Origin of the sequence: Leptospira yasudae, assembly GCF_003545925.1 — a bacterium.
In the GTDB taxonomy this organism is placed as follows: domain Bacteria; phylum Spirochaetota; class Leptospiria; order Leptospirales; family Leptospiraceae; genus Leptospira; species Leptospira yasudae.
On record NZ_QHCU01000006.1, the window covers coordinates 247,026 to 259,466 of the forward strand.

The window sequence follows — 12,441 nt, forward strand, 5'->3', positions numbered from 1 at the left end:
GCACCTGCCCCAAGAATGCCCTGAAGTTCATCGAGGAGGACAAGAACCTTAGACAAGGCCGGCGTGCGTATTGGAGTCGGCAAACTTTCCGAGCCTCAGAAAGGTTGGTGGTTGGGACAAGTTATAAAATCATGCTGTTGTAAGCATTTTGTTTGTATAGGATTTTTCAAACGGGAGATTGAAAAATAACTTTTTCGGAATTCGTGGAAATCAAGAACGCTAACGCTTCCTGGAACTCAATCTCGTATCTCACTCCCTATGGGTCGTTCGATAGGTCGTTCGATAGGTCGCGTGAACTCAGCAGAACGCTCCCTATGGGTCTCGCGTTCTAACTCAGTTGCGGATTCTCAGCTCCACTCTGCGATTCATCTCCTTCCCTTCTTCCTTGGAGTTGTCTCCGATCGGAACGCTCGCACCTTTCGGAACGATTTCAAAACGATCCTGAGAAATTCCGTTCCCGACGAGATAATCCCGAACCATCTCCGCGCGAAGCTGGGAAACTTTTAGGTTCGCGGCTTCGGAACCTTCCAAAGAAGTATGTCCGATGATTTTTACGCGAAGGGAAGAATCCTCCCGCATCCAACGGGAAAGTTGGTTGAGATTCGGTCTCGATTCTTTGTGAACTTGAATGCTGTTCTTTTCAAAGCGGATCGTCTTCTCTTCGAGCTGGCGGAATTTTGGGTTGGAAGACAATTCTTCCGAGTTATTCTTACCGAACCAGGAGAAAGAAGATTTCGGTTCGACCTTCGGTTCGTTCGTTTTGGCGACGACCGGAGCTTTTGCGGTTTCCTTCTCTTCCGATTTCGGCGCGGAGGTTTCTTTCGACGAAGAAGTCGCCGAAGATTCTTTTTCCGTTACGACCTCGGACTTTCCTTTCGACTTCGCGTAATCCCGAGAACGATCCTTGTTTTCCCCGGAGAATAAGGTCCAAAAGAAATAGATCAATCCCACGAGAATCAAAAGTCCCGCTAAGAAAATCAGGATCGGAACGGTTTTGTCCTTTTTCAGATGCGGTTTTGCGGACGGGGTCGGAATGTAATTCGTATAATCTTTTGCGGGAGTTTCGTAAGCGCCGATTCCTTTGTCGTCGGACCAGCTGGACGGAAAATTCGCGTCCGGGGCTTCGTTCTCGTCGACCACGATGGAATCCGGGGAAGAGGTTCCTTTCTTTTTGGCTTCTTGAACTTTTTTAGCGGCCCATTTGCGGATTTCAGTGCGGAACCATTCGTCCGACTTCTCCGTAAATTTATAATTCTCGCGAATGTATTCGATCGTGTGTTTTTCGATGTCCGTATAACTGTTGTTATCTTTGACGGCCTTTAAGAGTTGTTTCGCGTCGTTAACCGAAATTCTACCGTCCCGTTTTCCGGAAGTGAATTCCTCGGCGAGTTTGATCAACTCCCGATCGTATTTTCTACCTTTGATGGTAACGTAGTAGTTCTCTTTTTTCGCCATGATCCCCGCCGCACCAAGGTTTAAGGAAGAATTCATTCCCTGCAACCAAAGTTTTTACTCTCTTTTATAAGATCGGTCGCTCGAGCCGATTTGTTGATCAGAACTTACCATAATATGGACTGATTTCCCGAAGCGATCCGCCGCCCAAAATGGTGAGAAGAAGTCGGTCCAAACCGATGGAAATTCCGCACGATTCGGGAATCCCTTCTTTGAGCGCGCGCTCCAAACCGGAGTCGATCGGGAAAACTTCCTTTCCGAGATTGTTCCGAAGAACCTGCTCCGAACGAAACCGGGAAATCTGTTCCACGGGATCGGTCAGTTCCTGAAACGCGTTTCCCAATTCCAGATTTCCGTAATAGAGTTCGAAACGTTTCCCGAAACCGGATTCGATTTTGGAGAGCGCGGCCAACTCCGGCGGATAATCGTATAAAAACGTAAAACCTTTCGGAAGATGCGCCTCCACTAGATTTAAGAATACAATAAAAAAGGAATCTTCGGTTGCTCTTTTTTCCGCGGGAATCTCGCTGAGTTTGTTAAGCGAAATCGTTCGGTCCAATTCTTCCTTGGAAATTCCGCAGTTCGCGAATTCACGGAAAGCCTCTGCGACGGAAATTCTGCGTACCGACTTCTTCTCAAAACCGAAAGGATGAAAGTCTCGATCCAAAACCTCGAGAAGTTCGACGCAAAAATCCATCAGTCCGTCGAGTCGCATTCCGGCGGTATAAAATTCGAGCATCAAAAATTCGGCGCTGTGATACGGACTTCCTTCTTCGCCCGAGCGGAAAGTGTGGGTGATCTCGTAGATTCTTTCCAAACCCTTGGAGAGAATCTCTTTCAAAGAATATTCGGGAGACGTAATGAGAAATCCCCTTTCTTTTCCGGAAGGAGATCGAACTTGAAACGGATCCAAATACGGTTCCATGGAAGGGACCGCCTTGAGACAAGGCGTGTCCATCTCCAGATAATTTCGTTCCTCGAAAAAGCGGCGCAGAACGGATAAGAACTTGGCGCGTTTGACGAGAATTTCCCGGCTCAATTCGTTCATCTTTGAATTCGTTTTCCTCTTGATTCCATTTTAAAAAGAGAGAGCATAGGATCTCGTTTGATTTTTTTCGCCGATCGAAAATTCTTCGGCGAACGGAACGCATGGACCCGATTCAAAGACACGAACATTTCGAAATCCGCAAGAACCGCCAATCCACGGAAGTGATTCCTCTCTTCGCTTCCTTTGACGATTCCTCTTTCGACGAATTGAAGTCCGTCCTCGCTCTCGTGTTCTATCAATCCAGTCTGCATGTAAAACTCGATCTGAGCGGCGTCAAAGTGCTGCCTCTTCCGGTCGCGATGAAGATTCTTTCTTTCGCGTTCGATCTTCGTTTGAAAAACAGAACCCTCGTCATCTCGGGTGCGAGCCCTTCCTTTAAAAAACTGATTCAATTCTATCGATTCGACAAGGCCGTCTTAGTCTTCTGACCTTCTTCTTTTTTCGTCCCGCTTCCAAGGTTGAAACACGAGTTTGATCCCCAAGTTTCCCAAAAGCAAAAGAAGCTTCGGAGAAATTTCCGTTTCCTTGAGAGAGTAATCCGAGAACTCCACCGAAACGTACATGCAAAGATGATGTTTCGTCGCGAACTCCTTCACCTTATGACGGGAAGGAAGCACCTTCTCCAGAATTTGAAGAATATGATCTTCGAGCGGAGCCTGTGCGTCCAACGTGGAATGGAGCTGCCAGTGACCGAAACCGAGAGGTTTTCCTTCTTTGTCCGTGGCAATTCTTGGAGTACTAAAATCGGGTTTGAGGTCTAACTCACGTGTGACGGATTCCGAGTTGAGTCCGTCTTCGTTGACGGAGAGGATCGCCCATGTGAGCGGGTTGGACAAAGGATGGCTCATGATATTTTACACACTTTCAAACTTTCCGTATATTTGATTATAATTTTACACAATCCACAGTTTTATCACCGTTCGGCGGAGAAACTCGAAGGCTCAAAATTATGAAACGACCTAGAATCTGGTAAAAATGTGGCGAATAAAAAAAATTCCTTTATTAACATTTCATCGGTTTTATCTGTTGCAGATAAGGTAATTTTATCCTCTAATCTCTACCGGGGGCTTGGTAATGAAAACAATTTTAGTCATCGAAGACGATCCGGATATCGGAAATTTAATCCGTAAATCCTTGGATTCGGCGCACTACTCAACAACTCTACAAACAAGCGGAGAAGAAGGACTCAAATTTTATAAAGCAAATCACCCTGACATGGTTATCCTAGATCTCTCCCTTCCGGACATAGACGGAATCGAAGTTTGTAGAACGGTCAGACGCAACGACGAAAACACTCCGATTTTCATCGTTACGGCAAGAAACGAAGAAATCGACAGAATTATGGGACTGGAGTTGGGCGCGGATGATTACATCACGAAGCCTTTTTCCGTTCGAGAACTCAAGACGAGAGTGGACGTATTCTTCCGCAGATGGGACAAAAAAGCCGGAATCAAACCGAACGTCGGCGCAAGCGGAGAAATCATCCGCGGTTCTTTGAAAATCGATCCGGTTCGCAGAAGAGTCACTTTGAAGGACAATATCGTAAACATCTCTCGGAAAGAATTCGACATTCTTCAGTTGATGGCGGCTTCTCCCGGAAAAGTTTTTTCCAGAGAAATGATCCTCGAAGCGGTTTGGGGAATGGAATGGGACGGCTTTGAAAGAATGATCGACTCCCACGTAAAAAGAATCCGTTCCAAACTGGAAAAAAATTCCGCTCAACCGGAATGGATCGAAACGATCTGGGGAATCGGTTACCGATTCACGGACAACTACGATAACATCGTAATCCCGGACTAAGATCCGGAAGATTTCGAAGCAACCCCCGCTTTGAAACGCAAAAGCCCGGCTTTAAACCCCGGGCTTTTTTATTTTCGAGCGATTCGACGGGCGTTGCCGCTTACGCGGTCGGGCTCTCCATTCCAATCGGAAACGCGCCATTTCAATTCTTTTGAATATAACAATCTTCTTGAACGCGAGCCGTTTCGAGTTCAGAAGAAGCCCGTCCAGAATTTTTAAACTCAATGTTTCTCACTATGGGTCGAAACAAAATGATCCCTAACGCAGGATTAAACCTTATAAACTTTCTCCGCCTCTTGCACAAAACGAAGATCGAGTTCCGTTACTGTGTTTTTGGAATGGGTGAAAATCTCCACCGCAACCTTCCGATACGTTAGGAAGAGATCGGGATGATGATCCATCCGTTCGGCGATGTTCGCAAGAGCGTTTACGAACTCGACTCCGCCCATGTATTTGTTAAACGAATACGTTTTGTAAAGGAAGGGGACGCTTTCCCGGAACCGCACTTCCCAACCCGAAGGAATTTTTTCTTTCAGGTCTTGCAGTTCGCGGTCGTTCATAAAGGATTAGAAAACCTTTTTGAGGGTTTGTTTGATCTTTTCCGCGTCGTCGACGGCTCCGTTGGAAAGCGATCCGGCTCTTGCCATGAGGTTGACCGCGCCGTCCATTCTCGCTTTGAGCTCTTCGATCTTTTGAAGTTGTTCGTTTAAGAACACGATCTTGGAATCCAATTCCATCTCTCTTCTTTCCAAAAGAAGTTTGAAGTTGTCGAGTTCCTGAATTTTCTTCCGAGTTTTTTTCGCCTCGGTATCCACGTCTTTTCTGTAATATTTCTCGAGTTCTTTCTCCGCCTGAAGATGACGGTCTCGTTCCGCCTTGAATTCTTTCTTCATTAACTTCAGAGCCTGGCGGTACGCCTTGTTGAAGATTCTTTGCTTTTGACGTCTTCTGAGACGAACCAGCTTACTGATCCAATTCATACGTTTATCCTAACACTGGGATGATTCTTAACCTGCAAAAAATTTTCACATCGAAACGAGGAATCGACTTTTTGATCGTAGGCGATCCGAAAAGGTTCCGGGCGTTTGCGTCTTTTCTCGAACGGATTTTTCCACTCTTTTACTTAGACTTCAAAATTCGAGAGAAAAACCTTCCTGCAAAAGAACGAAAGTGGTTGATTCTACAGACGGAAAACTTACAAAAAGAATCGGGAGGAATCATCCATGACATCCAAGGCGGAAGATTTCAATGAAGAAGTGGAGTCCTTAAAGGACAAAGCGAAACGCATCACCGGCAAAGCGCGCGAAGAATATCTCGAACACGTTTCCGATCTTAAGGAAAAGATCAAACAGATCTCGGGAGACACTTCCGAAAGAGCGAAACAAATTATTGACGAAACCGGAACTTATATCAAGGAAAATCCGCAGAAGGCGGCTTTGATCGGACTCGGAGTGGGACTCGGAATCGGACTTCTCGTCGGAATGCTGATTCGCAGAAAATAATACAAACCTCCGGGAACCGATGGCTAAAAAAAGAAAATCAGATTCCAAAACGGAATCGTACGACTCCGATTCTACGAAACGAGGAAACGATCTCAAATCGCATTTCCTCTCTTTGGTGGATTCCGTTCTGGAATACTTCCAAACCCTTCTCCTCTACGGAAAAAAATTCCTCATCAAGCGGTTTCAGGCGGGAATCCAAGCCTATATCTTTCTCAAGATCGGGCTTTTCTTTCTCGCATTCGGTTCCATCGGGTTGTTAGGCGGAGCGTTCGTTTTTATCCATAGAATCACGGGAGGCGATCTTCTCATCTCCAGCTTGGGCACGGGGGGAATCAGCTTTTTCCTTTCGATCGTCTTTTTGTGGTTAGCCGCCTCTTCTCTTCGGATCAAGGACCGGTCATGAAGGAATTTCCGGATCTCAATCCGTTTGAAGGAAGCGACCGTTTTCTCGGCAAAGATCCTTCCGAGATGAGTCTTGAAGAATTAAAACTCTATCTCCACATTCAAAAACTGAGAGTGCGTTTGGAATTCGAAAAATTCCAGTCTTCGATCAATTATACCGGTATGATCGTAGAAGCTCTGGATAAATTGGGCATGGGAGAATTCTTACAGTCCTTTCTCAAAGTTCCCGATCACGTATATTCTCCCGACGAAGAATAATTCGTTTTTTAAAACCCTCCGCATAAGAAGAAGTGTTGCTCCGAATTTTCGGGGCACTTGGATGTTGTCGGAGGTACGACGATTTTTCCGTAATAGCGCCGGGCCCCCACCCTAGTTCGGGTGGTGGTGGCGGGCTTTGTGGGAAATCTCCGGCAAATTCCCTCTACCAGAAAAATCTACTTTCAGCAACCAAAATCCTCGCGCCAGAAACGTGGGAGCTCCCACATTTCCGGCTCAATACTTTCCTTGACTCTTTGTTGATTGTTTGTTCGCAAGACGCATAACGCTTTCGAATTATAAAAACGAACAAAAAGGAATTCTATGAGCACCCCGATTTCTGCAGCAAAAAAACTCGTTCTCGAATATCCGTATCCGAAAGGTCTTTTGGAAAAGATTCCGGCGGAAGGAACTTATTACGACGGAACTTCTTCGGTGTATTTCGGCGACGATGAGACGGTTACGCCGAAGATTCTTGCCCAAGCATTGCGCTACTTCATCGATATCGACGAAAAGGAAACCCCGGAAAAGAAGATTCCACTCGGCGCCTCGAAGATGAAAGGGCTTCCGCATCTTCCCAACGCGAAATTCTGGCCGAAAGAAACGTATTTTTTCGCGCAGCTCAATATCGCCGAATTCAAAAAGTATGATATTGAAAATCTCTTTCCGGACGCAGGAATTCTTTATATCTTCGATACGGTCGAAGGCGAGTTCATCTTAAAATTTTACGAAGGACCGATCGAGAATTTAAAAGTCATAGAATACCCAGACGAGGATTCCCTTCCCGAACCGGAATATTATTTGGAAGAATACAGGGACGCGGCCTACAGACTTTCCTTTTCACCGAAATATCTTTTCTATGTGGCGGGCGACGCGTACGACTACAGAACGATCGCGAAACTTCTCCCGAAAGCGTTGTACGACAAGCTGACCAAACTTCTCAAGGCCGAAGTCGCGACCTGGAATCCGAGCCTTAGAATTTTCGGAAGACCCCTATTTTGGCAGGGAGAAGACGAACGTATGGACGATGAGGACGACGAAGAAAGCGGCAAATCCCGTCGTAAGAAACCCTCCCTTGCAATCGAAGAAAATTCGGAAATCCTAATATTCCATTCCGAAATCGGCGAAGGACACTTTCACATTCGAATCGATCGGAAGGATTTGAAGAAGAAAAAATTCGAGAAAGCCTACTCGACCTATTCGGGAACGTAAAGCAACCTTTCAACCGAGCGCAGATGGAACTCGTCAATCGGCTCGATTCGGCATAGAATCGAGCCGTCGCCGACCTCTATAAGATAAATCTTATAGAGGTTTTTTATCGAAAAAAGCAGTTTGAAACTCTTTCCATTCGAGTCTATCCGACCTCGAATCGAGTCTGCGAATTTTATTTGGAAGCGGTTTCCGGTTCGATTGCAGGATACGTTTTTACTTCGCGGATCTGAATGGTCTCCACACGATCCTCTCCGGCGATGATGTCGGATAGAATCACAACCTGATCTCCGTCCTCGATTCTCCCCGCTTTCTTTAGGGTTTCGATCGCAAGTCGGATCGTCTTTTCAGGATCTCTGGAAAAATCGATCCGATACGGAATCACTCCGCGTGTCAGCCAAAGTTTCCGGCGAACCGTAGTCATATTCGTAAACGCGTAGATCAAAGGATAATGAGGATGAAATCCCGCCACGTTGAGCGCGGTCGTCCCCCTTCTCGTGATCACGATGATCGCGGGACACTTTAGAGAATCTGCAAGTTCCGACGCGGATCTCGCCATCTGTTCTTTTTTGTCCTGAGGAATTTTATCTTTTACGTAATTCACTCCGCCCGTCTTTTCGACGCGCTGAGCGATCTTGTCCATCATCTCCACACAGCGGATCGGGAATTTTCCGGCGGCGGTTTCGCCCGACAACATGATCGCGTCCGCTTCTTCGTAGATCGCGTTTGCGACGTCCGTTACCTCGGCTCTTGTGGGAGAAGGATTGCTGATCATCGATTCCAAGAGGTGAGTCGCAACGATGACTCGTTTTCCTTTGAGAGCGCATTCTTTGATGATGGCTCTTTGCAAAATCGGAAGTTCTTCGATCGGAACTTCCACACCGAGATCGCCGCGTGCGACCATGACTCCGTCCGAGGCCGCTACGATCTCTTTCATGTTGCGAACCGCTTCCTGATCTTCGATCTTTGCGATGATCTGCGCGTGACCTTCGTTTTCTTCGATGATTTGTTTCAGCTGGTTGATGTCTTCCACCGAACGGACAAAGGAAAGTGCGATAAAGTCCACGTCTTCTTCCAATCCGAAAAGAATGTCCTTATGATCCTTTGCCGTGATCGAAGGAAGATTTACGCGGATTCCGGGAAGATTGATGTGCTTTCTCGAACCGAGCCTTCCTCCGTCCAAAACCTTACACTTGAGAGCGGAATCGTTGATCTCTTCTACGACGAGATTGATCAAACCGTTGTCCACCGTGACCGGATCTCCTACTTTGAGATCTTTGACGATGTCCTTGTAATTTACGAAAACGGATTGTTCCTCGGATTCTTCTCCGGGAATGATATGAAAGGTGAACGTCTCTCCGACTTTCAAATCGAGGTGATCGACCTGAAGATCCCCCGTTCTGATTTCGGGACCTTGCGTATCGAGTAGAATCGCGATCGGATTTTTGAGAACGTCTTTATTGAGAGCCTTAATATTGCGAATGATGCTTCTGTGAAAGTCGTGATTCCCGTGGGACATGTTCAGTCGAGCCACGTTCATCCCCGCTTCGGCGAGCGCCTGAATCATTTTTTTATCGGCGGTGGCAGGTCCGATGGTACAGATAATTTTCGTTTTTCTAAAAACAGAGGATTCGCTCTTCATGTAGTACCTTTATTCGGGAGCGCGGGGCGCAGGACAATCTGGAATCAGATTTTCGGCAGGGTTTTCTTCAGAAAATCGTCGAGGGAAATACAGAAGTCGAACAAATCCTGATCGGGCATGCTCGCGTCCTTTTGTTCGCTGATGATCGCGGAAGATTTTTCCATCAGGTCCCTTCCGTTCTTTTTGAGGTAACGTCTCGTCACGAGAATCGGAAACGTATATCGTTCTTCCTGATTGCGGACCATAAAGGAGAAGATTTCGTTCTTTCCGAACTTCTTGAGTAAGTTGATCAAACCTTCCTCGTCGATTTCTCCGTCCATTTCATACAGAAGAATGTTGCGATCGGGGTATTGACGGCTGGACCAATAATCGTCCAGAATATCCAGAACCCGCTCGAGAAGTTTCGCGTTCTGCGGATCGACGTCCTTGGGAGCGGACGCGGAAGGAATCTTATCGTCCTTTGCGTGTGCGGCCGCTTGTTTACGCGCCTGTTTCTCCGCTTGTTCCTTGGCTTCTTTTTCCTTAACGCGTTTTTCCGCGAGTTTAGAAGCGTCTTCCTGAATCTTTTTGGTGCGGGCTTCGACGACTCGTTTGTTCAACTCAACGGCGTTATGCGCTCGGATCTGTTCCGCTTCGAACTTATGAACCGTCGCGTTTCCGAAAAGATTTCTCCAGAGTCTCGTAAAAAAAGGAAGATACTTGAACAGACTCGAAAGTTCGAGCTTATCGAAAGAAGCCGCCACATCGCGGTTGTCGATAAAATCCTTCACCTTCATCCGGTCCAAAATCCGGATCTCGGCGTCGTTTCCGGTGGAAGCGAAGATTTTTCGCGCCGCTTCGATCGCACCCGAAATCGAGAGTTTATGAAGAACATACGTATAAAGGGCGTTCTTGTCCGCGAACTCCGTGTGAAGAATCTGTTCGTGGTTGGCGACGAGCGTGCGGATATCCTCTTCGAGCTGTTGTCCGCGGAATCGGAGAAAATTCAGATCCACGAGACGATTCGCGGATTTGACATAGTCGAGAATCTCGTTGAGCTTGACCTTCTTCTCTTCTTTTTCCTTTTTTTCCTTGTCCTCTTCCTCGAAATGGATCAGCGCAAGAAGTTCTTCCATCGCGGTTTTCTGATCTCCGTACGCCGGGCTCAGATACGGCATGATGGAATTGACGAGGGTTCTCGTGTTTTCCTTTTCCTCCGCAGTCAAAGCGCTTACCGCACCGATCTTTTGAAGTTCGGGGATCAGACGGTCCATTAGGAAACTCTTATACGCTTCGATTCTTCCGAGAATCTCGTCGTGAACGTTGTAGTAAAAAACGGAACGGTTTCCCGGATTGAGAGCGTGTTCGTTTCGAAAAAAGAACAATACTTTCTGCTCCACCAGTCTTTTGAGGACCGGTTTGAGATGAATGTTCACCGTAACCTGTTTTAGGCCCGGAGTTACGTCCAAAGGGTCGTTAAAAAGACTTCCGATTTCTGTGGAAGCGTACGTGTCCGTGAGTTTGTTTTCAAGGATCGCGGCATGAATTCGCTTAACAAATTCTTCCTTTCCGGGGAAAACCCGTTTTTCTTTCGCCCATCGCTGGATGGAAGTAAACGTGGTTTGATTGACCCCGTCCACATAACGATGGCTCGTAGAAGCGTCGGTCGGCTGCGGTCTTGCAAAGACCGGGTTCATCTTGAGATACGAATCGATTCTTCCGTCCGCGCCGTCTCCGCTCGGATTGAAATCCACCATGCAGATTTTTTTTATGATCGGGGGATTGTATTTTGTGCAGAGTTCTTTGAGATAGGTTTGAATCCTTTCCTTCTCGATGTTTAATTCTCTGGCTAATTGATCGGCGTTGGGAAGAATTTTGTTCGCGACGAACTTATCCGTCCAATCGCCGACCACGAGAAGAAGTTTGTGAATTCCCTTGTATTGGAAATCGCCCCTGGACTCAAGCGACTGAGTCAACTGCAATGCAGTATTATAATCCGCTACTTTGAGTTCAGGAGACTGAGGTTCCAACATGGAATGACAGTATCATCCAAGGAAATTTTTTTTGTAAAGAAGTTCTGCATTTAATAACGCAGCGCCCGCCGCTCCTCGAATCGTATTGTGACTCAAGACGACATATTTCCAATCGAACACAGGATCGGGTCTGAGACGACCGATTACCGTAGTCATGCCCTTTCCTGTATCGAGATCCAATCTCGGCTGCGGACGATCCGCTTCTTCCCGATATAAAATCGGAGGATTCGGAGCGAGCGGAAGTCCGAGCTTTTGCGGTTCTCCGGAAAATTCTTTCCAAGCGGCAAGAATTTCCTCCTGCGTCGGTTTCTTTTTAAACTTCACCGACACACATACCGTATGTCCGTCAAAGACCGGAACGCGGTTGCAATGTGCGGAAATCGGAAAATCCGCGTGAACGATTTTGCCGTTCTCCACTTTGCCGAGGCATTTGAGAGGTTCGATCTCCGCTTTTTCTTCTTCTCCTCCGATATGAGGAACCACGTTTCCTAAAATGTCCATGGTCGGAACTCCGGGATAACCCGCGCCGCTGATCGCCTGCATCGAAAAAAGCATAACGGATTCGATTCCGAAACGATCGTAAAGTGGCTTGAGAGAAATCGTAACGCCCATGATCGTACAGTTCGAATTGGTGATGATCTTTCCTTTGGTCTTTTGAGAAGTCAGAACGTCTAGGTGCGACGCGTTGACTTCCGCGGAAAGAAGAGGAACCGTCGGGTCCATTCTATGATTTTTAGAATTGGATATGATATGAATTCCCGCATTCGCGTAGTTCGTTTCCACTTCGCCCGCGATGCTCGCGTCCAAACCGGAAAATGCTAATGCGACACCCTTGGTTTTTTCGGGATCGGGAGTCGTGATGACGATGTTTTTTGCATAAGCAGGAATATCGGAAGAAATCTTCCATCTCGTCTTCATAACCTCGCCGTACGTCTTGCCGGCGCTGTTTTCGGAAGCACAAAGATGTGTGACTTCAAAGTACGGATGATTCTCCAGCAATTGAATGAATCGCTGACCTACGGAACCGGTGGCGCCTAAAACGGCAACTTTGACCCTGCTCATAATTGAATAAAACGGAAAAGCCCGCCCTCACATTTCGATATTATTGGCCGAATTCGG

At 46.9% G+C, this 12,441-nt stretch carries 14 protein-coding genes; 6 read left to right on the plus strand and 8 right to left on the minus strand.

What is annotated here, in order from left to right; all coding sequences use genetic code 11:
• Positions 1 to 333: 333 nt before the first annotated feature.
• Complete coding sequence (locus DLM76_RS17625) at positions 334 to 1,500, minus strand: OmpA family protein (RefSeq protein ID WP_118957010.1); 1,167 nt, start codon at positions 1,498 to 1,500, stop codon at positions 334 to 336.
• A 52-nt stretch (positions 1,501 to 1,552) separates the two neighbouring features.
• Complete coding sequence (gene epmA / locus DLM76_RS17630; protein ID WP_118966008.1) at positions 1,553 to 2,500, minus strand: EF-P lysine aminoacylase EpmA; 948 nt, start codon at positions 2,498 to 2,500, stop codon at positions 1,553 to 1,555.
• 101 nt (positions 2,501 to 2,601) lie between these two features.
• Here epmA and DLM76_RS17635 point away from each other — a divergent pair, with 101 nt between their 5' ends.
• Positions 2,602 to 2,928 carry an anti-sigma factor antagonist gene (locus tag DLM76_RS17635; RefSeq protein WP_118957238.1) on the plus strand — a complete coding sequence of 109 codons (327 nt, stop codon included), beginning with the start codon at positions 2,602 to 2,604 and terminating at the stop codon, positions 2,926 to 2,928.
• Here DLM76_RS17635 and DLM76_RS17640 read toward each other — a convergent pair.
• Complete coding sequence (locus DLM76_RS17640; protein ID WP_174714596.1) at positions 2,917 to 3,336, minus strand: DUF4279 domain-containing protein; 420 nt, start codon at positions 3,334 to 3,336, stop codon at positions 2,917 to 2,919. The two genes, DLM76_RS17635 and DLM76_RS17640, sit on opposite strands and share 12 nt — an antisense overlap.
• A 238-nt stretch (positions 3,337 to 3,574) precedes the next feature.
• On the opposite strand from DLM76_RS17640, the gene DLM76_RS17645 reads away from it, so the two are divergent.
• Positions 3,575 to 4,300, plus strand: a complete 726-nt coding sequence (locus tag DLM76_RS17645; RefSeq protein ID WP_069609813.1) for a response regulator transcription factor — start codon at positions 3,575 to 3,577, stop codon at positions 4,298 to 4,300.
• 269 nt (positions 4,301 to 4,569) lie between these two features.
• Here DLM76_RS17645 and DLM76_RS17650 read toward each other — a convergent pair whose 3' ends face one another.
• Both DLM76_RS17650 and DLM76_RS17655 read right to left on the minus strand, forming a co-directional pair.
• Entirely contained in the window at positions 4,570 to 4,860 is a 291-nt protein-coding gene (locus DLM76_RS17650) for a 4a-hydroxytetrahydrobiopterin dehydratase (RefSeq protein WP_118966009.1), read from the minus strand.
• A 6-nt stretch (positions 4,861 to 4,866) separates the two neighbouring features.
• Positions 4,867 to 5,280 (minus strand): hypothetical protein, encoded by a 414-nt coding sequence (locus DLM76_RS17655; protein WP_118957006.1) that lies wholly within the window; start codon positions 5,278 to 5,280, stop codon positions 4,867 to 4,869.
• A 243-nt stretch (positions 5,281 to 5,523) separates the two neighbouring features.
• Here DLM76_RS17655 and DLM76_RS17660 point away from each other — a divergent pair, with 243 nt between their 5' ends.
• From DLM76_RS17660 to DLM76_RS17675, 4 genes are all read left to right on the plus strand, one after another.
• Positions 5,524 to 5,802: a DUF883 family protein gene (locus DLM76_RS17660; RefSeq protein WP_118957005.1), complete on the plus strand. Its 279-nt coding sequence runs from the start codon at positions 5,524 to 5,526 to the stop codon at positions 5,800 to 5,802.
• Between the two features lie 19 nt (positions 5,803 to 5,821).
• On the plus strand, positions 5,822 to 6,205 hold the full coding sequence (locus DLM76_RS17665) for an LBF_4227 family protein (protein WP_118966010.1): 384 nt from the start codon (positions 5,822 to 5,824) through the stop codon (positions 6,203 to 6,205).
• Positions 6,202 to 6,462, plus strand: coding sequence for a hypothetical protein (locus DLM76_RS17670; protein WP_118957003.1), 261 nt, complete (start codon positions 6,202 to 6,204; stop codon positions 6,460 to 6,462). The genes DLM76_RS17665 and DLM76_RS17670 overlap by 4 nt, the downstream gene beginning before the upstream one ends.
• 321 nt (positions 6,463 to 6,783) lie before the next feature.
• The gene (locus tag DLM76_RS17675; protein ID WP_118966011.1) at positions 6,784 to 7,671 is read left to right on the plus strand and encodes a DUF1963 domain-containing protein; all 888 of its coding nucleotides are present in this window, start codon (positions 6,784 to 6,786) and stop codon (positions 7,669 to 7,671) included.
• 172 nt (positions 7,672 to 7,843) lie between these two features.
• Here the strand turns inward: DLM76_RS17675 and pyk are convergent, their stop codons facing one another.
• From pyk to asd, 3 genes are read right to left on the minus strand one after another with little or no spacing between them, the layout of a single operon-like run.
• Entirely contained in the window at positions 7,844 to 9,310 is a 1,467-nt protein-coding gene (gene pyk / locus DLM76_RS17680; RefSeq protein ID WP_118957001.1) for a pyruvate kinase, read from the minus strand.
• 44 nt (positions 9,311 to 9,354) lie between these two features.
• Entirely contained in the window at positions 9,355 to 11,322 is a 1,968-nt protein-coding gene (locus DLM76_RS17685; protein ID WP_118966012.1) for a hypothetical protein, read from the minus strand.
• A gap of 12 nt (positions 11,323 to 11,334) precedes the next feature.
• Positions 11,335 to 12,384, minus strand: a complete 1,050-nt coding sequence (gene asd, locus DLM76_RS17690) for an aspartate-semialdehyde dehydrogenase (RefSeq protein ID WP_118966013.1) — start codon at positions 12,382 to 12,384, stop codon at positions 11,335 to 11,337.
• Between the last annotated feature and the right edge of the window lie 57 nt (positions 12,385 to 12,441).